Source organism: Bartonella sp. EBT8 (genome assembly GCF_055796165.1).
The window spans coordinates 326,307-347,950 of record NZ_JBTTDJ010000001.1; the positions used below are offsets into that span (position 1 = coordinate 326,307).

Below are 21,644 nucleotides of genomic sequence, written 5' to 3' on the forward strand. Positions count from 1 at the left end.
GTAATCACAAGTCTAACTCTCTATGCATTTCTCACATTATAGAGGTATATGAGTGATTAGAACCAACAAATATGAAAAAGGTAAGAGTATTTAAATGCTTTCAGCTATTTATAGAAAGTTTAGCAAACGAAAGCTTTATTTTTTAGATTATGAAGTGTTGTGTTTTGAGAAGTTTTTTTTATTTATATTCTTTTAAAATGTTTTCGAAGAGGTGCAATTGGTTTTTGCCTTTTGTGCTATTCTTTGCTAAATCGCCCTTATGACAGTAGATCGTAATTATATCCGTAATTTTTCCATCGTGGCGCATATTGATCACGGAAAGTCGACCTTGGCTGATCGTTTGATTCAAATGACAGGAGGACTTGAGATTCGTGAGATGAAAGAGCAAGTGCTCGATTCCATGGATATTGAACGCGAACGTGGGATTACCATTAAGGCCCAGACGGTTCGTTTGCACTATAAAGCAAAGGATGGTGAAACCTATATTTTAAACCTTATTGATACGCCGGGACATGTGGATTTTGCTTATGAAGTTTCGCGGTCACTCGCAGCTTGTGAAGGTTCGTTACTGGTCGTAGATGCGAGCCAAGGGGTAGAAGCACAAACATTAGCGAATGTTTATCAAGCTATTGATAATTCTCATGAATTGGTCGTTGTACTCAATAAAGTTGATCTTCCAGCAGCAGAACCCGAGCGGGTTAAAGAACAAATTGAGGATGTAATTGGCATCGATACTTCTCAAGCCGTAGAAATATCTGCGAAAACAGGTTTGGGTGTTCCTGATGTTTTGGAAGCAATTGTTACACAATTGCCCTCTCCGCGGACTGGTGATGTTCACAAGCCTTTAAAGGCAATGTTGGTTGACAGTTGGTATGATAGTTACCTTGGCGTTATCGTTTTGGTGCGAGTTATTGATGGTGTTTTGAAAAAAGGACAAACCATTCGTATGATGGGGACGGGAGCGAAATATCCAGTTGAACGGGTGGGAGTCTTTACTCCCAAAATGATTCAGATGGATGAATTAGGTCCTGGAGAAATTGGCTTTATAACGGCCTCTATTAAAGAGGTTGCGGATACACGGGTTGGTGACACCATTACAGAAGAGCGCCGTCCTTGTGAAGAGGCTTTGCCGGGTTTTAAGCCGGCGCAACCGGTTGTCTTTTGTGGACTTTTTCCCATTGATGCCGCCGATTTTGATGATTTACGTGCAGCGATGGGTAAATTGCGTTTAAATGATGCGAGTTTTTCCTTTGAAATGGAAACATCAGCGGCTTTAGGATTTGGCTTCCGTTGTGGCTTTTTAGGGCTTCTTCATCTCGAGATTATTCAAGAGCGATTAGAGCGTGAGTTTAATTTAAATTTAATTGCGACAGCACCTTCTGTTGTTTATCGCATGAATATGAATGATGGTTCTGTTAAAGAATTGCATAATCCAGCCGATATGCCTGATATTGTTAAAATTTCTTCCATCGAAGAACCGTGGATTCGGGCTACAATCATGACTCCTGATAACTATCTTGGTTCAATTTTAGAACTTTGCCAAGAACGGCGTGGGGTACAGGTTAGTTTGTCCTATGTTGGAACACGTGCTATGGTTACATACGATTTGCCGTTGAACGAAGTGGTGTTTGATTTTTACGATCGTTTAAAATCAATCTCGAAGGGATATGCTTCTTTTGATTATCAAATGAAGGATTATGCAGAGGGCGATTTGGTTAAAATGTCTATTTTGGTAAATGGAGAGCCTATAGATGCATTGTCGATGCTTGTGCATCGCACTATTGCAGAAAAGCGTGGGCGTTCGTTGTGCGAAAAACTGAAAGACCTTATTCCTCAGCACATGTTTCAGATTCCGATTCAAGCAGCGATAGGTGGTAAAATTATTGCCCGTGAGACAATTCGTGCGTTGCGTAAAGATGTAACGGCTAAATGTTATGGTGGAGATGTGACTCGTAAGCGCAAACTTTTAGAAAAGCAAAAAGAGGGGAAAAAGCGGATGCGCCAATTCGGAAAAGTAGAAATCCCCCAATCAGCTTTTATTCAAGCGCTCAAAATGAGTAAATAATGAAAAAATGCATTCCTCTTCATTGATTACACTTTTGTATTTCGCTGTTTTGTTAAAGTTTTGAGGAATATTTTTTAATCACGTAAAAGATCATTAATAGACGTTTTTTCTCGTGTTTTTTGATCAACACGTTTTACTATGACAGCGCAATAAAGATTCGGACCTGCTTCACCGTTTGGGAGTGGTTTTCCCGGAAGAGAACCTGGAACAACGACAGAGTAAGCTGGTACTTCACCGATAAAAATTTCACCTGTTGTACGATCAATAATTTTCGTCGATTTTCCAATAAAGACTCCCATTCCTAAAACAGCACCTTCACGGATAATACAGCCTTCAACGATTTCAGATCGTGCACCGATAAAACAATGATCTTCAATAATCGTTGGGTTTGCTTGCAGTGGTTCCAAAACACCTCCAATACCAACGCCACCAGAAAGGTGAACATGTTTGCCAATTTGTGCGCAAGATCCAACAGTTGTCCACGTGTCCACCATTGTCCCTTCATCGACAAAGGCACCAAGATTGACAAAGGATGGCATCAAGATGACATTGGAAGCAATATAGGCAGAATGACGGACAATTGCTCCAGGAACACAACGAAAATCAGCTTTTTTAAAGTCGGCTTCTTGCCAACCAGAAAATTTTGAAGGGACTTTATCCCACCAATATGTTTCATTTATTCCACCGGCAATAAGGTGCATAGGATTAAGCCGAAAAGAGAGAAGAACAGCTTTTTTTAACCACTGGTGTACATACCATTGCCCATTTTCTTGACGCTGAGCAACACGGATCTCCCCTTTATCGAGAAGGTTTAATGCATAATCGACACTCTCGCGGATTTCACCTTTTGTCATGGTATTAATAGAATTGCGCTCTTCAAATGCTTTTTCAATAACCATTTCAAGTTGTGTAAGATGAGTCATGATCGCGGTTCCATTAAATAAGTTGAAAGCTTCAAGATTTATTGTCTATGACCTACGCCAAGAAATGTTTTCAGTCAATAAAACGATGAAGAAATAGGAAAGATGCATGAAAAAAGGCTATAAAGAAAAACGAAAAGAAGAAAAAAACAGTTGGTGTTCATTTCTTCATGTGAAGGATGCTCTACAACAGGTCAATAAAGTCTTTAATTCAACGCAAATGTGTTCACCGACTTATCGTTTGGCTTATCTTGACCAAGAGTTTATGATGCGTCCTGAACTACGTTCACAACGTATTGGTCTTGAATTTTTAAAGCCAGAAATAATACTCCAAGAATGTGATATTCAATCAACCGTTGTTTTATTTGGTGGTGCACGTATTCCTGAACCTGGGCAAGAAGCATGGGCAGCAAAAAATGAAACGCAAAAGGAGAATTTGCATGCTATGGCACATTATTACAATGAGGCAAGGGAATTTGCACGTTTGTGCTCATGCTATTCTGCTACGACCGAGTATCGTGAATTTGTGGTTGTCACAGGGGGAGGTCCAGGAGTAATGGAAGCAGGAAATCGCGGCGCTTTTGATGTTGGTGCACCAACAATTGGTTTGAATGTTGTGTTACCCCATGAACAATCACCTAATTCTTATGTGACTCCGCATTTATGTTTTAATTTTCATTATTTAGGGATGCGCAAAATGCATTTTTTAATGCGTGCAAAGGCATTAGCTGTTTTCCCTGGCGGATTTGGGACTATGGATGAGCTGTTTGAGACGCTGACTTTAATGCAAACGGGACGGATGAAAAAGGTTCCAATTTTGTTATTTGGAAAAGAATTTTGGAACAATGTGATTAATTTTGATTATTTATCTGCGCAAGGTACAATTTCTCCTTCAGATCTCACACTTATAACATTTGTTGATACAGCAGTGGAAGCTTTTGAAAAAATCCGTTCCTTTTATAAGCTTTCTTAGCCACTTTTAGAAAAATGCTTTTTACAGGGGAGTTAGTAGTCAACTTTTGTCAAATAGAGTCCTGAAGGAGGCGCGACGACACCACAACGTGTGCGATCTTTAGCATGAAGAGCTGCTTCAAGGTCGCTTACTGTCCAGCGTCCAATGCCAACTTCCATAAGACTTCCTGCAAATGAACGAATTTGATGATGAAGAAAAGAGCGGGCTTGCGCATAGAGGAAAATTTCTTCTCCTTCCCTTTGAACATCGAGGCGTTCAAGCGTGCGAATAGGACTTTTGGCTTGACAATGCGCTGAGCGGAAAGTGGTAAAATCATGACGTCCTACAAGTTTCTGTGCAGCTTCATGCATAGCTTCAGCATCGAGGGGTTTTGGCAGCCACCACACGCGTTTGGCGTTTAGAGCTGGTGGAGAGCGGCGATTGAGAATTTTAAAAAGATAATGGCGTCTGATAGCAGAAAATCGCGCATCAAAGCTATCAGGAACGTTTTGTACATTCAAGACAGAAATATTTTCCTTCTGTTTTTGTAAATGGGCATTGAGTGCATCGCGTACAGTATGCGTGTGCCAGTTTTTTTCAAAATCAACATGTGCGACTTGTCCGGTAGCGTGGACACCTGCATCAGTTCGACCCGCTGTCGTAATGGTTACTTGTTGTCCAGAGAAGTAAAAAATAGCCTGCTCGAGGGCACTTTGTATGGTACGAAGCTCTGCTTGGCGTTGCCAACCAGCATAATTTGAGCCATCATATTCAAGGGTGAGTTTAAAACGGGGCATCTTAAAAAACAGCAGAAATATGAGCGCCTCGCAAAAATGTTGCGCTATCAAGAATTTTACCACCAGATTTTTGCAGATGGGTTATTTCAAGACGCCCGTGTCCACAATGGATAATCAAAGAATCTGGTTCTACCCGACCAATTTCAAGAGAAGTTCCTGTTGTTAAACGACTCCCAAGAATTTTTACGCGTTCTTCTTTGTCCCCAATCTTCATGTTGCACCAACAACCAGGAAAGGGAGAGAGTGCGCGGATCTGTCTATGAATAAGTTCTGCAGGCTTTGTCCAATCAATGCGAGTTTCTTCTTTTTTGATTTTAGAGGCATAGGTTATATTTTCCCCTGATTGTGGGGTGAGTATAAGCTGTCCTTTTTCAAGAACTGATAGAGTCTCTACCATAAGTTTTGCGCCTATGCGTGAAAGTTTATTTGAAAGTTCAAAGCTTGTCATATTATCGGTGATAGGGATGGAGTGAGAAAGAGCGATAGGCCCAGTGTCAAGTCCTTCATCCATTTTCATAATCATCATCCCCGTTTCCTTATCACCAGCCATAATTGCTCGCTGAATAGGTGCAGCGCCACGCCAACGTGGTAACAGTGAAGCATGGGCATTAAAACAACCAAAACGGGGGGTTTCAAGAATAGCTTTCGGTAGGAGGAGTCCATAGGCAACAACAACAGCAGCGTCAACAGAAAGTGCTGCAAATTGGGCTTGTTGTTCGGCTGTTTTAAGTGTTTGAGGTGTGAATACAGGAATGGATCTCTCTTGTGCTGCATTTTGAACAGGTGAGGGAACAAGTTTAAGACCGCGACGCCCTGCAGGACGAGGGGGCTGGCTATAAACAGCAACAACATCATGACCAGCATCCAACAAAGCCTGTAAAATGGGAACGGAAAAATCAGGTGTTCCCATAAAACTTAATCGTAATGCCATTACAAAAGTGCTTCCTCTGTATTGTTTTCTTTTGCGCGTTTTTTAAATTTCCGTATTACCATATCACGTTTAAGCTTCGAAATATGGTCAATAAAAAGACATCCATTTAAGTGATCAATTTCATGCTGTAAACAAGTAGCGAGGAGATCATCTGCTTCAATTTCCGTTTGCTTTCCTTCGCGATCTTGATAGCGGACACACAAGCGTTTGGGACGTTCAACTTCTGCATAATATTCAGGAATGGAAAGGCAACCCTCTTTATAAACATTTCGTTCATCTGAAAGCCATAAAATTTCAGGATTTATAATAACAAGTGGATTTTTTGAGGTTTCATTTCCAGAGATATCTATAACCAACATACGGAGCGGTATGCCAATCTGAATAGCGGCAAGACCAACGCCTTTAGCATGATACATAGTTTCCAACATATCATCAGCAAGCTTTTGGAGAGCTGAATCGATATGCTCGACGGGCTTGGACACTTCCCGTAAAATCGGATCCGGTAAAGTAACTAAAGATTTAATTGGCATAAGTGTAAATTAATCAATGGTTTGTTTTGGGTCAATATAAAATAACAGATTCTTGTACTTTTTTACAGTGAGAACGTTATATTACCTTTTATGGTTGATTCGTTTTCTTCTTTTATGTTCTTTAGTGCTTCTTTTGCCCAATGGATGATTTTACTTTTATTTGTAATTGTTTGCTTAGCTTTTTGTCTGTTGATAAATTCTTCTCGAAAAAAGGCACTTTTGGAAAGTGAACTTGCTGAACGTGCTCGTGAGGCACAAATGCAGATGGATACATTGTTGAAAACACAGGCTGAAATGCAAGGTCGAATGCAGACGATGGCAGAAATTTTTGGTCAAAGACAAGCCGAATTAAATAAATCTATCAGTGAGCAACTCAATGGAATGACCACCAATTTGGGTCAAACTCTTCAGGTCCAGACCAAATCTACCTATGAAAATTTAAATCGTTTACAAGAGCGCTTAGCAGTGATTGATGCGGCACAAAATAATATTCAATCGCTTACAGGACAAGTTGTTCAGTTACAGGCTATTTTAAACAATAAGCAAACGCGTGGTACTTTTGGTCAGGGGAGGATGGAAGCAATTATTGCTGATGCTCTACCAGCGAATGCCTATGTCTTTCAAGCCGTTCTTTCCAATGGAAAACGCCCAGATTGTCTCATTCATATGCCTAATAAGGCACCTTCTCTTGTTGTTGATGCTAAATTTCCTTTGGAAGCTTGGAATGCGATGCGTAAAGCAGCCTCAGCTCAAGAGCGTCAGGAGGCCGAACGCCAATTTCGCACTGATATGGAAGTACATATTCGCGACATTGCGCAGAAATATTTAATTCCTGGAGAAACACATGATACTGCTTTTCTCTTTGTGCCATCAGAGTCGATTTTTGCAACAATTTATGAAGATTTTGAGCCATTGGTACAAAAAGCCAATCGTTCACATGTGATTATTGTATCGCCATCTTTGTTGATGTTATCTGTTCAGGTTGTACAAACCATAATGAAAGATGCGCGAATGCGTGAACAAGCGCATTTGATTCAATCGGAAGTGGTAAAATTAATGGAAGATTTTGGACGAATGGATACACGTGTTCGTGCTTTACAGAAACATTTTTCCAAAGCAGGTGAAGATATAGACTCAATTTTAATATCATCTTCCAAAATTATGAAACGGGCTAATCGTATTGAAACTTTTGAATTAAAAGAAAAAGATTCAAAGCCAATACAAATGACTGCTCCTGTTCAGTCGCAAAAATTGTGTTTGGTTGATGAGGAATGAATTAATCTTTTCAATGTCATAAGACTTCTTCATTGATTGGTAATAATTTTTTTGTACCTATAGCTCGTTTTATTTCCCAATGAGAGGAATAGAAAATATGCGACACCTTTTGTTTTTAGGAGCATTGGTGTTTTTGCTGGGGGGATGTGCAACAAGCCGCCCCCTGTATACAAACAATGCATGTGCTATTTTGGCACAGAAAAATGGTTTTTTTGATAATTGGGGGAAAGCTGCTAAACGTGCAGAAATGCGCTACGGAATTCCTATGTCTACTATTCTTGCAACCATTAAGATGGAATCAAATTTTCGTCACAATGCACGCCCGCCACGCACAAAGCTTTTTGGTTTTATTCCATGGAAGCGCCGGTCGACAGCGTATGGCTATTCACAAGCACTTGATAGCACTTGGGCGATGTATCAGCGTTCTGGAGGGAGATCTTTTGCGCGACGGACCAATTTTGCAGATGCTGCTGATTTTGTTGCCTGGTATCATCGTCAAACTATTCAACGCAATAGTGTGAGATTTAATGATGCCTATAGTCTTTATTTAAATTATCATATGGGTCATGGTGCTTATGCGCGCAGTGGAGGTTATGTTTCTACAGCACTTGCACAAGCGGCACAGCGTATGGCAAATCTCTCTCGAAGTTATGAACAGCAATTAAGGACATGTGGATGGCGTTAGAAAAGAATATTCTAAGTTAAAGATTGGCATCGTTTTAAAATGAATACGCATACAGGGGTGCCTATAATGCCTATAAGGAAATATGGTTTTTGGGGTTACATTGGAGATATTGAAGGATTTTGAGCCTTTGAATATATTTGAGAATATTCTGGAGAAGATTTTTTTTAAGATCTTTGTTAAAGAAAGGAGCAATATTAAGAAGTAAAAAGTTCAGTATAAAAGCTAAATTAAAATATCGCAAAGAGCACCGCTCAGTAAAGATTTTTCTCAGCAAAATTATACCTTGTATGAAAAAGAAGATACAGATACCGTTTGCTTAAAAAATTGATGCTATGGTAAGTGGAAGAGTGCAAAGTTAAGCGCAACGGTACTTTTTGAAAAGAGTGATGCTGTTGAAATTGAAAAAATTTTCTTTCAATTTATGTATAAAAAACTCATTACCGTACTCTATTGAGCATGACCGACTAAGAGAGTTTATGAAGAGACTTCAGCTGCTTTTCATAAAACAGGTTAATGTAGAGTTACAAGTTGCAATTCATGCTCATTCGCACCCGCAAGAGCAAGAGAACGCTCATCAGATAAAATGATCGGATAACCCGTTTCAGCAAAGAGAGCCCATATTGTAATACCTGGGGTCATTGGTGGAAGATCTGGAAATTTTTTTGCCAGATCATCTGTACAAACCCTTTTTAAATAAGCAATCTGCCCCGCATCAAAATGGGTAGTATCTTGCAACAACAAGTTCTGTTTGTGTTCTCCCATTTCATTCTTCCTTTACGCTTTAATTTGTACTACTCATTCTCACTGACTCCGATTGGAATCTGCTTTGTTTGTTTTTTTAATTTTGGTTGGTGTAGGTTAATTGATAAGAGACCATTTTTCAACTCGGCATTTGTAACATGCATTCCCTCTGCGAGAACAAAAGTACGTTGGAATTGCCGTGCCGCTATACCGTGATATAAATATTGATGGTTTTGATTATCTGTTTGCTTACCGTGAATGATTAATTGATTGTCGTCGAGCAAGATATTAAGATTATCAACTTTAAATCCAGCAACAGCCAGAGTTATACGTATATGATTTGCGTCATCGTTTTTGTTTAAACGTTCAATATTATAGGCTGGATAAGTTTCATCAGCTTTACCAATACGTCGCAACGTTTTTTCTATCGTTTCAAATCCTAAAAGAAAGGGATTGGAGAAAGGCGTCACATGTGTCATTGTGAATTTCCTCTTCAAAGCGGCTTTACTTGACCAAACTCTATAAAAAGTGTTTGCTGCATCCCTCTCATATGGCGAGTGTGGGTGATAACTTCAAGAGAAGAAGATGAGAGAGTTCAATGATTCAAAGAACAAGTAAATTGTCAAGGGTGCAAAAATCTTCTGAAATTTCTGAAATATTGTACGAGGAAGAAGAAATTGAAGAAATTTTTCGCCGTTTTTCTGTTCAACGCCCAATACCTAAGAGTGATCTTATCTACACCAATGCTTTTACGCTTTTGGTTGCAGTTATTCTTTCGGCTCAAGCTACAGATAAGAGTGTTAATAAAGCAACAAAAGAATTATTTCATCTTGCTGATCAACCAGAAAAAATGATTGCATTGGGAGAAGAGGAGATTGCACGTCATATTCGTACCATTGGTCTTTGGCGTGCAAAAGCGCGTAATGTTTATGCACTGTGCCGTTTTTTAATTGATCAATATGATGGCCAAGTGCCTAATAGTCGTGAAGCACTTATGACTCTTCCTGGAGTGGGGCGTAAAACGGCCAATGTTGTTTTAAATGTCGCTTTTGGTTATCCTACGCTAGCAGTAGATACGCATATTTTTCGCCTTGGAAACCGCCTCGGTTTAGCGCCTGGCAAAACACCAGATATTGTTGAAGAAAGGTTGTTAAAAATTATACCAGTGTATTATCTTCGTCATGCGCATCATTGGCTCATTTTACATGGACGTTATATTTGCCAAGCGCGTAAAGCACACTGTAGGCAATGCATTATTGCTGATCTGTGTAAAGCCGTAATCAAAACAAATGCCATTCCAGCACCTTTGGTTGAAGTTCAAGGAAACGGTGCTCCGATTTTTTTTTGATATACTCTTGCTATTTTGTCTATACTAGCTTATGAAAATGCTGTTGAAACCGCCCGGCAGGGCATGCCGTGGCTGTTTAAATGCTTTTTCAGGCGTTGGTCCGCTTGAAGAAATAAATTCACTTGAATGAATAAAATGTATGGAGTAGCAAAATGCCCAAGATGAAGACCAAGTCATCCGCTAAGAAGCGGTTTAAAATCACTGCGTCAGGCAAAGTTAAAGTAGCAGCTGCAGGGAAGCGCCATGGCATGATTAAGCGTTCGAATAAATTTATTCGTGATGCACGTGGAACGATGGTTTTATGCGAACAAGATGCTCAGAAAGTTGTTCAGTATTATTTGCCAAATGGTTTATAGACCTTACGCTTTTGATTTTTAGGAGAATATTACATGGCACGTGTAAAAAGAGGTGTGACAGCACACGCTAAACATAAAAAAGTTCTTAAACAGGCTGAAGGTTTTTACGGTCGGCGTAAAAATACTATTCGTGCAGCAAAGGCAGCCGTTGATCGTTCAAAACAATACGCGTATCGTGATCGCAAAAATAGAAAACGGACTTTCCGCGCTTTGTGGATTCAGAGAATTAATGCAGCTGTTCGAGCAGAAGGTTTAACATATGGACGCTTTATTGATGGTTTATCAAAAGCGGGTATTGAGGTTGATCGTAAGGTTCTTTCGGATATAGCAATTCATGAGCAAGCAGCATTTTCTGCTTTAGTCGCTTCCGCAAAGAAGGCTTTGGAATATTTGAAAAATACAACACCTAATGCTTTTGAAGGCGCTGTCAAATAAGCCAGTCGTGTTCTCTTAAAGCATTCATTTATTCGGGATCCCGTACTGGTTATTACGAGTGCGGGTTTTTTTCTATTAAAAAAATAGGCAGAAAATATGAGCGACATTGAGCGTTTGGAACAAGAGATTTGTTCAGCTTTAGAAGCAGCTGGTGATGAACAAGCTCTTGAAGCAGTGCGTATTGCGGCGTTAGGCAAAAAAGGCAGTATTTCTGAAAGATTAAAAGCATTAGGAACAATGGATGCTAGAGAACGCCATAAAGTTGGCCCCGTTCTTAATGGATTAAAAAATCGCGTTTTAGAATTATGGGCACAAAAGCGTGAGCTTCTTAAACGCCAAGTAATGGATGCACGTCTTTCTAGTGAAACAGTTGATATTACTTTGCCTGTGCGTTCTTCACCTATAGAACGAGGGCGCATTCATCCTATTTCACAAGTGATTGAAGAACTTATAGCCATTTATATGAAGATGGGCTTTTCTGTTGCAGAGGGGCCAGATATTGAAACAGATTATTATAATTTTACAGCATTGAATTTTCCTGAAGGTCATCCAGCCCGCGAAATGCATGATACCTTCTTTTTTGATGTTGATAAAACGGGAGAGCGGAAATTATTACGTACCCATACATCACCTGTACAAATTCGTACGATGGAAAAGCAAAAAGCACCGATCCGTATCATTATTCCTGGAAAAACGTACCGCATGGATTCGGATGCAACGCATTCACCAATGTTTCATCAGGTAGAAGGTCTTGTCATTGATAAAACTTCCACCATTGCACATATGATGTGGCTTCATGAGACCTTTTGTAAAGCATTTTTTGAAGTTCCTTCTGTAAAGATGCGCTTTCGTCCTTCTTTTTTTCCTTTTACTGAACCGTCTATGGAAGTTGATATTCAATGTAATCGTTCTGGTTCAGAAGTACGTTTTGGGGAGGGAGAGGATTGGTTAGAAATCTTAGGATGTGGAATGGTACATCCTCATGTATTGAAAAATGTTGGTTTTGACCCTGATGAGTACCAAGGTTTTGCTTGGGGAATGGGCATTGATCGCATTGCCATGTTGAAGTACGGTATGCCGGATTTACGGGCTTTTTTTGATGCTGATCTACGCTGGATAGATCATTATGGCTTTCGCTGCTTTGATATGCCTGCTTTTTCCTCTGGTTTAAGAAATGTGTGATCTTATCATAGCTTTGATATGAGGTTTTAAAATGAAATTTACATTGTCGTGGGTAAAAGATCACTTAGAGACAAAGGCGTCTTTAGATGAAATTTGTGATAAACTAACGGCTATAGGCCTTGAGGTTGATAGTGTTGATGACCGTTCTTCTTTGAAAGGTTTTGTCATTGCAAAAGTTTTAACGGCAATAAAACATCCTGATGCAGATAAACTCCAGATTTTGTCTGTTGATGTGGGGTCTGGTACGCCTGTACAAGTTGTTTGCGGGGCACCCAATGCACGTGCTGGACTTGTTGGTGTTCTTGCATTTCCAGGCACTTATGTCCCTGGACTTGCTGTAACATTATCTGTAGGAAAAATCCGCGGAATTGAGAGTTTTGGGATGATGTGTTCACAAGCAGAGCTTGAATTATCAAGTGAACACGATGGCATTATCGAACTTCCAGAAAATGCACCTATTGGAATGTCATTTGCGGCTTATGCAGGTTTAGATGATCCAATCATTGATATTGGTTTAACACCTAATCGTTCTGATTGCACAGGTGTTTATGGTATTGCGCGTGACCTTGCGGCGACCGGAATTGGACAGTTAAAAGAGTTATCCTTGCCACAGTTTGATACTTTTTTTGAAACACTCCTTGATGTTTCTTTAGATTTTCCGCAAGATTCATCATTATGTTTAGGTTTTGCTTGGCGTGAAGTGTGCAATGTTCAAAATGGTGCATCGCCACAATGGATGCAACAGCGTTTGAATGCAATTGGTTTAAGACCGATTAATGCACTGGTTGATATGACCAATTATATCAGTTTTGATCTTGGTCGTCCACTTCATGTTTTTGATGCAGATAAGATTAAAGGCCATTTGCGTATACGTCTTGGTCGTGAGGGTGAACAGCTTCAGGCACTTAACGGAAAAGTCTATAATTTGAGTGTTAAAGATTGTGTGATTGCCGATGATGAGGGGGTTGTATCGATTGCTGGTATTATGGGTGGTGAAAGAACGAGCTGTGATGAAACGACACGTCGCGTTATTATTGAATCAGCTCTTTGGGATGCACAAAGCATTGCGCAAACAGGTCGCACATTAGGACTGATTAGTGATGCCCGCTATCGGTTTGAACGGGGTGTTGATCCAGCTTTTATGGAAAAAGGGCTTGAGGTTGCAACAGAATTGGTCTTACGTCTTTGTGGTGGTGAAGGTTCAAAAGCGAGAATTATTGGTTATCAGCCCCCAGAAGTCAAACAAATCGCTTTTCCCTTTTCTGAAATTAAACGTTTAACAAATTTACAAATAGAGCGTGAAAAAGTCCTTACTATTTTAACAAAGCTTGGGTTTTGCATTGAAGGGGAAGGAGATGTGGTAACGGTTAAAGTACCAACATGGCGCCCTGATATTGTCGGTAAAGCGGATTTAGTTGAAGAGGTAATGAGAATTTATGGGTTAGATAAAATTGAGCCCATTCCGTTAGAAGATTTCGTAGAAGAAAAAAATCAAGGTTTAACATGTTCGCAACTTCGTTCACGTCTTACTCGTTTGGCTTTGGCACATCGTGGTATGAAGGAGGCTGTGACGTGGTCTTTTATTTCTGAAAAACAGGCGCTTGCTTTTGGAGGGGGGCAAATACAGCTTAAATTGGTCAATCCTATTTCTCCTGATATGTCTGTCATGCGTCCTTCGCTTTTACCTGGTTTGCTTGTAGCAGCACAGCGAAATGCTGATCGTGGTTTTTCAGATCTTGCTTTGTTTGAAGTTTCGAACATTTATGAAGGTGATACACCTGATAAACAACAGCGCGTTGCTGGTGGGATTCGCCGTGGAACAGAGCGATTTGAAGGGGCGGGACGCTTTTGGAGTGGTAATGCAAAAGCCGTTAATGTTTTTGATGCAAAAGCAGATGCATTGGCTGTTTTGGAAGCATGCGGTATGGATATTGAGAAGGTACAGATTGAGATTGGAGCACCCGATTGGTATCATCCTGGTCGTTCAGGGGTTATGAAACTTGGATCAAAGATTATTCTTGGTTTTTTTGGTATTTTTCATCCTGCTACATTAGAAAAATTAGATGTTAATGGTCCTTTATGTGGTTTTGAGGTTTTTCTTGATCGGATTCCAGAATCAAAGAAAAAGGCTATAAAAAGTCGTTCTCCTTTGAAACTGTCGCCTTTTCAAATGGTGCGACGTGATTTTGCATTTGTAGTTGATAAAACGGTTGCGGCCTCTCTCATTGTTCGCGCTGTAGGTGGAGTAGATAAAAAACTAATCCATTCAGTGCAGATTTTTGATGTTTTTGAAGACTTAAACCTTGGCGAGGATAAAAAATCTGTGGCGATAGAAGTTGCTATTCAACCCATTGAACGGACTTTAACTGATGAAGATTTAGAAGAGCTTACTTTGAAAATAGTAGAAAATGTCACCAAAGCAACGGGTGCATCTCTGCGTTGTTGAGTATCTTTCTTTTTTATCGGATTATTTTATAAAGTGGGAGTACTTTTGAGTGCTCCCTTATTTTTTGCATTAAAAGATCTATAAGAATTCTTGAAAAAGGGGCTTCTACATCAAAGCCATTTTCTCTTTCAATCATCAGTTTTTTTAACAAGAAAGAATATTTCTAAACATTTTTAAAAGTTATTTTTTGGCAGAATCCTTCATTGCAAATGTAAAAAATAACTGTTATTGCTAGATAGTAATGCAAATCATTAGCAATAAAAGTTATGAAAGAGAGAAGATTAATGAACGTAAGAACGTTTTTTACCATAATTTGGGGGAGTGTTATTTTTCTCACTCCTAATTTAGCTTTATGTGCTGGTAAATTTAAAGCAGTGACAACCTTCACTATTATTGCTGATATGGCACGGAATGTAGCAGGTGATGCCGCTGATGTTGAATCAATCACCAAACCAGGTGCTGAAATTCATGAATATCAACCGACACCTCGCGACTTAATGCGCGCACAAGGAGCAAATCTTATCTTATGGAATGGATTAGAATTGGAGCTTTGGTTTGAGAAATTTTTTCAAAATATTAAAGATGTTCCAAGTGCTGTTGTTTCTGAAGGTGTTGTACCGATTAAAATTGGTGAGGGACCTTTCAGTGGTAAGCCTAATCCTCATGCATGGATGTCGCCAACTTCAGCTTTGATTTACGTTGATAATATTCGTGATGCTTTTGTAAAATACGATCCTGAGCATGCTGCTATTTATAAAGAAAATGCCGAAACTTATAAACAAAAGATTCGTGCCACAATTGATCCAATTAGGGCTGAATTGGCAGCAGTACCACAAGACAAACGTTGGCTTGTCACGAGTGAAGGAGCATTTAGTTATTTGGCACGTGATTTTGATCTGAAAGAACTTTATTTATGGCCAATTAATGCTGATCAGCAAGGGACACCACAGCAAGTTAAGCACGTTATTGATATGGTTCGCAAATACAATATTCAAGCAGTTTTCTCTGAAAGCACTATTTCTCCTGCGCCTGCTAAACAGGTTGCGAGAGAAACAGGGGCTAAATATGGTGGTGTTCTTTATGTTGATTCTTTGAGTGAAAAAAATGGTGAGGTCCCAACCTATATTGATTTATTACGTGTCACGAGTGGGCGGATTAGCAATGCCTTATTAGATGGAGTAAAAGGCCAATGACAGGATCTGGAATATTTGCTCAAGGGGTAACAGTAACTTATCGTAATGGGCACACAGCTTTGCGCGAAGTAAACTTTGACAGCCCAACAGGTTCTATTACGGCACTGGTTGGCGTTAATGGGTCAGGCAAATCAACGTTATTTAAAGCTATTATGGGGTTTGTGCGACCATCAAAAGGAAAAATTCGCATGTTTGGTTTGCCCGTTGACATGGCTTTAAAGCAAAATTTTATTGCTTATGTTCCTCAGAGTGAGGATGTTGATTGGAATTTTCCTGTTCTCGTCGAAGATGTTGTTTTGATGGGACGATATGGACATATGAATTTTTTTCGTTATGCACGGGCACGAGATTATGAAGCTGTCCGTGTTGCATTAGAACGCGTTGATATGTTGGCATTTGCCAAACGTCAAATTGGCGAACTTTCTGGTGGGCAGAAAAAGCGCGTTTTTCTGGCACGTGCTCTTGCACAGCAAGCAAAAGCTATTTTATTAGATGAGCCATTTACAGGAGTCGATGTCACAACAGAAGATAAAATCATTGCTTTATTACAAGACCTCCGTAAAGAAGGAGCTGTGATATTGGTTTCTACCCATAATTTGGGTTCTGTTCGTGAGTTTTGTGATCATACAGTTTTAATAAAGGGAACGGTTTTGGCTTCGGGGTTAACTGAAACTGTCTTTACAAAAGAAAATCTTGAAAAAACTTTTGGTGGATCTTTGCACCATCATATTTTTGATCTTCAAAGTACAAAAAAAAATGATGTTTTTGCAGGGAGTAAACAGCCTCTCGTTCTTGAGAATACTCAAAATATGGAGCATGTTGCATGATTTCTTGGTTGCTTGAACCACTGAGCTATCAATATATGGTTAATGCGATGTGGGTTTCGGGATTAGTGGGGTGTGTTTGTGCCTTTCTTTCTGCTTTTTTGATGTTGAAAGGGTGGTCCTTGATTGGTGATGCCCTTTCCCATTCGATTGTTCCTGGTGTAGCAGGAGCTTATCTTTTAGGATTACCTTTTTCACTTGGAGCTTTTTTTTCTGGTGGGCTTGCCGCAGCAGCAATGCTCTTTTTTAACCACCGTACGAAGCTAAAAGAAGATACCATTATTGGTCTGATTTTTTCTTCCTTTTTTGCTTTTGGATTGTTCCTCAAATCATTAAAACCAATGGCTGTTAATATTGATACGATTGTTTTGGGAAATATTTTAGCAGTGAGTTCATCAGATATTATACAATTGGCTTTTATTGGTTTTCTTTCTTTGTTTATATTGCTTTTGAAATGGAAAGATCTCCTTGTTTCTTTGTTTGATGAAACGCATGCACGTGCCATTGGGTTAAACGTAAAGTTTTTAAAGATTCTCTTTTTCACGCTCCTTGCCGCTTGTACCGTTGCTGCTATGCAAACTGTTGGAGCATTTTTGGTCATCTGTCTTGTTGTGACGCCTGGAGCAACAGCTTATCTTTTAAGTGATCGTTTTGTGAACGTTTTGGTTATTGCAGTTATGATCGGGACATTTACAAGCATATTGGGTGTTTATGTGAGTTATTTTTTAAATGCGCAAACGGGTGGTGTTGTTGTTCTATTCCAAGCATTTTTATTTATGGTAGCTTTTATTTTTGCTCCCAAACACGGGTTTATTGCTGCGCGCTTACGGATAAAAGCGGCACAAAAAGGAATGATATTATCATGATTGATCAGTTACTCCTTCCTTTTCAGTTTTCTTTTATGCTTAAGGGTATGCTCATTGTTTTGATCCTTTCTGTCCCAATGGCGATGCTTTCTTGTTTTCTTATTTTAAAAGGATGGGCGCTTTTGGGTGATGCAATTTCCCATGCGGTTTTTCCCGGTGTTGTGGTTGGTTATATGGCAACACCGTGGGTGATAACATTTTTGACTTCTTTACCATTTGCTTGGTTTCAGCATGTACGTCCAGAAAATGTTACAATGACTTTAATTACTTGCGGTGCTTTTGTCGCGGGTATGATTTGTTCTATTCTGACGGGTTTTTTGGGAAGCAATAGCCGCATCAAACAGGATACAGTGATGGGTGTTGTTTTTTCCTCTATGTTTGGTTTGGGGCTTGTTTTGGCAACGGCTATTTATAGTAGCTTAGATCTGAATCATATTCTCTTTGGCAATCTCTTGGGTGTTAATTGGCTTGATATTACACAGACGGCGATAATTTCTGCTATTGTTACCGGTATTCTAGGAGCGAAGTGGCGTGACTTTATGCTGTATATTTTTGATTCAGTTCAAGGGCGTGCAATGGGGTTACGAATATCGCTGCTCCACTATACTCTTTTAACAATGATTTCTCTTACTATTGTTGCGGCTTTGAAAGCTGTTGGAATTGTTCTGGTTATTTCTTTATTGATAGCACCAGGAGCGATTGCTTATCTTATCACAAAACGATTTTCTTTTATGTTGGTAATCGCTACACTTGTTGCAGCTTTCTCTGGTTTTTTAGGAATTTATTTAAGCTTATTTATTGGCTCTGATTCTGCTTCCACAATTGTATTGATTTTAACACTTATTTTTATCACTATTTTTATGTCACTTTTCTTTCGTCGAACTACAATTCAGGAAATCTAAGTACGACAAAATTTATGCATGGTAGACATGCATTTTTGTATATTGTCTGTCATGCTAGTTTTAACTAGAAGGCGAGGTGCTAGAACGTTTTCCTCCTAATGTCTAGCAGATGAATGCAGTCTGTATTCTCCCCCAAACACTGCATTTATAATTAAAAGGCTGCATTGATTTATTCTGCAGCCTTTTTATTTTTATCTTTTCTGAATTTTTTTCTGATTTCTTGAAAATTTTGCAATGATCATCATATTGCATGAGCTATTTTATGCTTTAGCGGAGGTTATCATAGCAAATATGCTTACAAATAAAGATGTATAGGAGTTATGCCCTAGAGCATTGAGAAGCAAAAAAGTATATACAATAGTTTTGCACAAAGGAACAAAGTATTAAAAGATGAAGAAAAATTTTAAAATATCTAACTCTTTGCGCATTTGCATTTTTATATTAGGGTGGGTTATGGTTATATTAGGTGTCATTGGTATCCTATTACCTGTTATGCCAACCGTACCTTTTTTATTAGTTGCTTCATGGTGTTTTGCTCGTTCATCGCCACGTTTTCATTGTTGGTTGAACAATCACCGTATATTCGGGCCTCCTCTTAAGCAATGGGAAGAAAAAGGCGCGATTTCGACATTTGTTAAAGTTTTTGCAGTGGTGAGTATGGTTGGTGGTTTTTTATCTTTTTTAGTGATGGTGCATCCTGCTTTGTGGTTTGCTCTACTCGTTGCTGCTATTTTGCTGTTTATTGCCGTTTATATTGTGACACGTCCATCGTCATAATGACAGAAACAGGACTTAGGAACCAAACGTTTCTTTCTCTTTAGTTGATTTATGGGAACCAGAGATAAAGATTTTTTTCTCAAAGTTTAAAAATCACGTATCGCTATAAAGAATATACAAAACAATGAGCTTTTTAAAAATGATTTATTCGGTAGAATGATGCGTTTGTGAAGACAATTTTATGAGTAGAGAAAATGGTGTACTGTCATCCCAATGTTTATAAAGCTACTTTGAGGAGCTACAACATATTGATTTACGATGATAATTCACTGTTTTGCATGTTGCCATTGCTACACCTATGGGTAATCTACGAAGCTAAGCATCTCGTGCAACACGAGATGCTTTCTTTATCAAGAGCCTTTATCTTTCTTTACTACTTTCAATCAACAGAGCATGAAAGAGCCCAGTATGTCCTCTTTTTCAGATGCGGGTCAATCAAATGACAGTCCTTCCCAAATCCCAAAGCACGAAGAACGGGATAATGTATTAGATCAACCGAATATCTGTCTTCTCTAATTTTAAAGAATCCTCTCGCCTGAGGAGTAATAATTTCTGCAAGAAGTTGTTTCTCGTTCTCTCCATGCTTCTTACCTTGACTATTAGCTTGTTTTACAAGTTTTTCCGCTATCAGTATCCCACAGCCTCGCGCACTAGCTGTCATTGGAGATAATACTGAAGAAAAGATAGAAAACACTACCGCAGTTAAAATAATATGTTTCATGAGATAAATTTCCTAATAACAAACAAATTTACAAATGCGTTTGCTCTGAAATTAAGGCAAATACACATTATGGCCACATGAAATGCACGTTTTGGTTATAATTGTCAATAAATAAATTATAGTTTTTTGTTTCTCAGATTCAGCCATTAGATTAATATGTTAACCTTTACCATTGTAAGGAGTTTTTGATGAAAAAAGAATATCTACCATCGTACAAACTATTTAGAGCAGCATGGTATTTTTATGGATAATAAAATTTTTATGCTATTGTTTCATACAAATGGGTTTATGATTAAGTCTTTACGGGTCTAGCAACACGTTTTTCGTTCCCAAAGAAATTGAGATACCGTTGTATTTCTTTAGGATCACCGATAGTTTTTTCAGGATTATCTGAGAGTTTTATGGCTGGCTTGCCATTGGCATGTATGACTTTGCAGACAAGGGAAAGAGAATCAAAAGTTGCAATTTCTTGCGGTGCACATCCTGAGAAGTCATTTGTAAGGTCTGTTCCCCATCCAAAACTCATACGCACCTTACCATAGAAGTGATGGTAGGTTTTTTCAATTGTATCGACATCAAGTGCATCAGAAAAAATCAGTAATTTTTCACGTGGATCTTTTCCTTTTTCTTTCCACCATTGTATAATGCGTTCGCCACCCTCAATAGGTGGAGCACTGTCAGGTCTAAAACCTGTCCAATCTGCTACCCAATCTGGAGCATTGCGTAAAAACGCTTCTGTACCAAAGGTATCAGGCAAAACAATGAGAAGATTTCCACCATAATAACGGCTCCAATCTTGCAGAACTTTATAAGGTGCTTTGCACAATTCATTATCATTCTTGGCGAGGGCGGCAATGACCATGGGCAATTCATGTGCATTGGTACCAAGAGCTTCTAAATCTGTATCCATGGCAAGAAGAACGTTGGAAGTTCCAGTAAAAGAATCGCCAATTCCTTCTTTTAATGCCTCAACACACCAGCGTTGCCATAAGAAAGAATGACGACGCCTTGTGCCAAAGTCGGATATTTTAATATCAGGCAATTTTTTAAGACGTTCAACTTTATCCCACATTTTTGCTTTAGCACGTGCATAAAGCACATCAAGAGCAAAACGATCTAAGTTTTTCATAGCAGCACGTGAACGTAATTCACTGATAATAGCAAGAGCAGGAATTTCCCACATAGAGCTATGGGCCCAAGAACCATGAAAATGGAGAATATATTGACCATCTTTACGGGTTAGTTCATATTCTGGTAGTTGAAAGTTTTCAAGCCAATGAAGAAAATCTGGTTCGAAAATTTGTCTACGTCCATAAAATGTATTACCAGCAAGCCAGATCATTTCTTTTTTTGTAAAACGCAAACTAAGGGCATGATCAAGTTGGGCGCGCAATTCACCTTCATCAATATCATCGACAAGATGGATTGTTTTAGAACGGTTTATGAGAGAGAAGGTAACATTGACATTAGGATAAAGCCCCCAAATCATCTGTACCATAAGAAGTTTATAAAAATCCGTATCCAGAAGCGAGCGAATAATGGGATCAAGTTTCCAAGTATGATCATAAACGCGTCTAGCAATATCTGGGTGATTCATAATCCTGTTTCTTTCAGTCTCATAAAATCTAAAATTACTGTCTACCAACACGATCAATATAGAGGATGAAGAGACTATAACAACTCTAAGGTTTTGGGCAA

Annotated in this window: 22 protein-coding genes; 14 read left to right on the top strand and 8 right to left on the bottom strand. The window is 39.1% G+C overall.

The features are described from left to right. The first annotated feature begins 259 nt into the window (after positions 1-259). Positions 260-2,065: a translation elongation factor 4 gene (gene lepA / locus AC0QT4_RS01480; RefSeq protein WP_473199935.1), complete on the top strand. Its 1,806-nt coding sequence runs from the start codon at positions 260-262 to the stop codon at positions 2,063-2,065. 74 nt (positions 2,066-2,139) lie between these two features. Here the strand turns inward: lepA and dapD are convergent, their stop codons facing one another. Next, the gene (dapD, locus tag AC0QT4_RS01485) at positions 2,140-2,988 is read right to left on the bottom strand and encodes a 2,3,4,5-tetrahydropyridine-2,6-dicarboxylate N-succinyltransferase (protein ID WP_473199936.1); all 849 of its coding nucleotides are present in this window, start codon (positions 2,986-2,988) and stop codon (positions 2,140-2,142) included. A 106-nt stretch (positions 2,989-3,094) separates the two neighbouring features. Here dapD and AC0QT4_RS01490 point away from each other — a divergent pair, with 106 nt between their 5' ends. Continuing rightward, a complete protein-coding gene (locus AC0QT4_RS01490) occupies positions 3,095-3,958 on the top strand; it encodes an LOG family protein (protein WP_473199937.1) in 864 nt (287 codons plus the stop codon). 32 nt (positions 3,959-3,990) lie between these two features. Here AC0QT4_RS01490 and truA read toward each other — a convergent pair whose 3' ends face one another. Genes truA through def form a run of 3 tightly spaced genes read right to left on the bottom strand, consistent with a single transcriptional unit; the run spans position 3,991 to position 6,195 of the window. Continuing rightward, entirely contained in the window at positions 3,991-4,734 is a 744-nt protein-coding gene (truA, locus tag AC0QT4_RS01495; RefSeq protein ID WP_473199938.1) for a tRNA pseudouridine(38-40) synthase TruA, read from the bottom strand. 1 nt (position 4,735) lies between these two features. Continuing rightward, positions 4,736-5,665, bottom strand: a complete 930-nt coding sequence (gene fmt, locus AC0QT4_RS01500) for a methionyl-tRNA formyltransferase (RefSeq protein WP_473199939.1) — start codon at positions 5,663-5,665, stop codon at positions 4,736-4,738. Then, positions 5,665-6,195, bottom strand: coding sequence for a peptide deformylase (gene def / locus AC0QT4_RS01505; RefSeq protein ID WP_473199940.1), 531 nt, complete (start codon positions 6,193-6,195; stop codon positions 5,665-5,667). Before def ends, fmt begins: the two co-directional genes overlap by 1 nt. A 90-nt stretch (positions 6,196-6,285) precedes the next feature. Here def and AC0QT4_RS01510 point away from each other — a divergent pair, with 90 nt between their 5' ends. After that, on the top strand, positions 6,286-7,470 hold the full coding sequence (locus AC0QT4_RS01510; protein ID WP_473199941.1) for a DNA recombination protein RmuC: 1,185 nt from the start codon (positions 6,286-6,288) through the stop codon (positions 7,468-7,470). A 97-nt stretch (positions 7,471-7,567) separates the two neighbouring features. Then, positions 7,568-8,155 carry a transglycosylase SLT domain-containing protein gene (locus tag AC0QT4_RS01515; RefSeq protein WP_473199942.1) on the top strand — a complete coding sequence of 196 codons (588 nt, stop codon included), beginning with the start codon at positions 7,568-7,570 and terminating at the stop codon, positions 8,153-8,155. Between the two features lie 510 nt (positions 8,156-8,665). Here the strand turns inward: AC0QT4_RS01515 and AC0QT4_RS01520 are convergent. After that, the gene (locus tag AC0QT4_RS01520) at positions 8,666-8,917 is read right to left on the bottom strand and encodes a BQ00720 family protein (RefSeq protein ID WP_473199943.1); all 252 of its coding nucleotides are present in this window, start codon (positions 8,915-8,917) and stop codon (positions 8,666-8,668) included. Between the two features lie 29 nt (positions 8,918-8,946). After that, positions 8,947-9,375, bottom strand: a complete 429-nt coding sequence (locus AC0QT4_RS01525) for an Hsp20 family protein (RefSeq protein WP_473199944.1) — start codon at positions 9,373-9,375, stop codon at positions 8,947-8,949. Positions 9,376-9,494: 119 nt separating this feature from the next. On the opposite strand from AC0QT4_RS01525, the gene nth reads away from it, so the two are divergent. The 10 genes from nth to AC0QT4_RS01575 all read left to right on the top strand — a co-directional run bounded on the left by nth (position 9,495) and on the right by AC0QT4_RS01575 (position 19,225). Beyond that, complete coding sequence (gene nth, locus AC0QT4_RS01530; RefSeq protein ID WP_473199945.1) at positions 9,495-10,244, top strand: endonuclease III; 750 nt, start codon at positions 9,495-9,497, stop codon at positions 10,242-10,244. A 152-nt stretch (positions 10,245-10,396) separates the two neighbouring features. Next, entirely contained in the window at positions 10,397-10,600 is a 204-nt protein-coding gene (rpmI, locus tag AC0QT4_RS01535) for a 50S ribosomal protein L35 (RefSeq protein ID WP_004856146.1), read from the top strand. A 33-nt stretch (positions 10,601-10,633) separates the two neighbouring features. Further along, positions 10,634-11,035, top strand: coding sequence for a 50S ribosomal protein L20 (gene rplT, locus AC0QT4_RS01540; protein WP_473199946.1), 402 nt, complete (start codon positions 10,634-10,636; stop codon positions 11,033-11,035). A 96-nt stretch (positions 11,036-11,131) separates the two neighbouring features. Next, a complete protein-coding gene (gene pheS / locus AC0QT4_RS01545) occupies positions 11,132-12,217 on the top strand; it encodes a phenylalanine--tRNA ligase subunit alpha (protein WP_473199947.1) in 1,086 nt (361 codons plus the stop codon). A gap of 31 nt (positions 12,218-12,248) precedes the next feature. Further along, a complete protein-coding gene (gene pheT / locus AC0QT4_RS01550) occupies positions 12,249-14,663 on the top strand; it encodes a phenylalanine--tRNA ligase subunit beta (protein ID WP_473199948.1) in 2,415 nt (804 codons plus the stop codon). Positions 14,664-14,947: 284 nt separating this feature from the next. Further along, a complete protein-coding gene (locus AC0QT4_RS01555; protein ID WP_473199949.1) occupies positions 14,948-15,856 on the top strand; it encodes a metal ABC transporter substrate-binding protein in 909 nt (302 codons plus the stop codon). Continuing rightward, entirely contained in the window at positions 15,853-16,683 is an 831-nt protein-coding gene (locus AC0QT4_RS01560) for a manganese/iron ABC transporter ATP-binding protein (protein WP_473199950.1), read from the top strand. The genes AC0QT4_RS01555 and AC0QT4_RS01560 overlap by 4 nt, the downstream gene beginning before the upstream one ends. After that, complete coding sequence (locus tag AC0QT4_RS01565) at positions 16,680-17,546, top strand: metal ABC transporter permease (protein WP_473199951.1); 867 nt, start codon at positions 16,680-16,682, stop codon at positions 17,544-17,546. The genes AC0QT4_RS01560 and AC0QT4_RS01565 overlap by 4 nt, the downstream gene beginning before the upstream one ends. After that, entirely contained in the window at positions 17,543-18,448 is a 906-nt protein-coding gene (locus AC0QT4_RS01570) for a metal ABC transporter permease (protein WP_473199952.1), read from the top strand. The genes AC0QT4_RS01565 and AC0QT4_RS01570 overlap by 4 nt, the downstream gene beginning before the upstream one ends. A gap of 390 nt (positions 18,449-18,838) precedes the next feature. Next, the gene (locus AC0QT4_RS01575) at positions 18,839-19,225 is read left to right on the top strand and encodes a YbaN family protein (RefSeq protein ID WP_473199953.1); all 387 of its coding nucleotides are present in this window, start codon (positions 18,839-18,841) and stop codon (positions 19,223-19,225) included. Between the two features lie 379 nt (positions 19,226-19,604). Here the strand turns inward: AC0QT4_RS01575 and AC0QT4_RS01580 are convergent, their stop codons facing one another. Both AC0QT4_RS01580 and pncB read right to left on the bottom strand, forming a co-directional pair. Then, positions 19,605-19,946 (bottom strand): hypothetical protein, encoded by a 342-nt coding sequence (locus AC0QT4_RS01580; RefSeq protein ID WP_473199954.1) that lies wholly within the window; start codon positions 19,944-19,946, stop codon positions 19,605-19,607. 292 nt (positions 19,947-20,238) lie between these two features. Further along, entirely contained in the window at positions 20,239-21,543 is a 1,305-nt protein-coding gene (gene pncB, locus AC0QT4_RS01585; protein WP_473199955.1) for a nicotinate phosphoribosyltransferase, read from the bottom strand. Between the last annotated feature and the right edge of the window lie 101 nt (positions 21,544-21,644).

Bases quoted from the DNA above. Each gene is read 5' to 3' on its own strand.
- lepA (WP_473199935.1), top strand. From the start codon at position 260: ATGACAGTAGATCGTAATTATATCCGTAATTTTTCCATCGTGGCGCAT.
- pheS (WP_473199947.1), top strand. From the start codon at position 11,132: ATGAGCGACATTGAGCGTTTGGAACAAGAGATTTGTTCAGCTTTAGAA.
- AC0QT4_RS01525 (WP_473199944.1), bottom strand. From the start codon at position 9,375: ATGACACATGTGACGCCTTTCTCCAATCCCTTTCTTTTAGGATTTGAA.
- rpmI (WP_004856146.1), top strand. From the start codon at position 10,397: ATGCCCAAGATGAAGACCAAGTCATCCGCTAAGAAGCGGTTTAAAATC.
- rplT (WP_473199946.1), top strand. From the start codon at position 10,634: ATGGCACGTGTAAAAAGAGGTGTGACAGCACACGCTAAACATAAAAAA.
- AC0QT4_RS01580 (WP_473199954.1), bottom strand. From the start codon at position 19,946: ATGAAACATATTATTTTAACTGCGGTAGTGTTTTCTATCTTTTCTTCA.
- AC0QT4_RS01560 (WP_473199950.1), top strand. From the start codon at position 15,853: ATGACAGGATCTGGAATATTTGCTCAAGGGGTAACAGTAACTTATCGT.
- AC0QT4_RS01515 (WP_473199942.1), top strand. From the start codon at position 7,568: ATGCGACACCTTTTGTTTTTAGGAGCATTGGTGTTTTTGCTGGGGGGA.
- AC0QT4_RS01520 (WP_473199943.1), bottom strand. From the start codon at position 8,917: ATGGGAGAACACAAACAGAACTTGTTGTTGCAAGATACTACCCATTTT.
- AC0QT4_RS01490 (WP_473199937.1), top strand. From the start codon at position 3,095: ATGAAAAAAGGCTATAAAGAAAAACGAAAAGAAGAAAAAAACAGTTGG.
- truA (WP_473199938.1), bottom strand. From the start codon at position 4,734: ATGCCCCGTTTTAAACTCACCCTTGAATATGATGGCTCAAATTATGCT.
- AC0QT4_RS01575 (WP_473199953.1), top strand. From the start codon at position 18,839: ATGAAGAAAAATTTTAAAATATCTAACTCTTTGCGCATTTGCATTTTT.
- AC0QT4_RS01510 (WP_473199941.1), top strand. From the start codon at position 6,286: ATGGTTGATTCGTTTTCTTCTTTTATGTTCTTTAGTGCTTCTTTTGCC.
- def (WP_473199940.1), bottom strand. From the start codon at position 6,195: ATGCCAATTAAATCTTTAGTTACTTTACCGGATCCGATTTTACGGGAA.
- pncB (WP_473199955.1), bottom strand. From the start codon at position 21,543: ATGAATCACCCAGATATTGCTAGACGCGTTTATGATCATACTTGGAAA.
- AC0QT4_RS01565 (WP_473199951.1), top strand. From the start codon at position 16,680: ATGATTTCTTGGTTGCTTGAACCACTGAGCTATCAATATATGGTTAAT.
- AC0QT4_RS01570 (WP_473199952.1), top strand. From the start codon at position 17,543: ATGATTGATCAGTTACTCCTTCCTTTTCAGTTTTCTTTTATGCTTAAG.
- pheT (WP_473199948.1), top strand. From the start codon at position 12,249: ATGAAATTTACATTGTCGTGGGTAAAAGATCACTTAGAGACAAAGGCG.
- nth (WP_473199945.1), top strand. From the start codon at position 9,495: ATGATTCAAAGAACAAGTAAATTGTCAAGGGTGCAAAAATCTTCTGAA.
- fmt (WP_473199939.1), bottom strand. From the start codon at position 5,665: ATGGCATTACGATTAAGTTTTATGGGAACACCTGATTTTTCCGTTCCC.
- dapD (WP_473199936.1), bottom strand. From the start codon at position 2,988: ATGACTCATCTTACACAACTTGAAATGGTTATTGAAAAAGCATTTGAA.
- AC0QT4_RS01555 (WP_473199949.1), top strand. From the start codon at position 14,948: ATGAACGTAAGAACGTTTTTTACCATAATTTGGGGGAGTGTTATTTTT.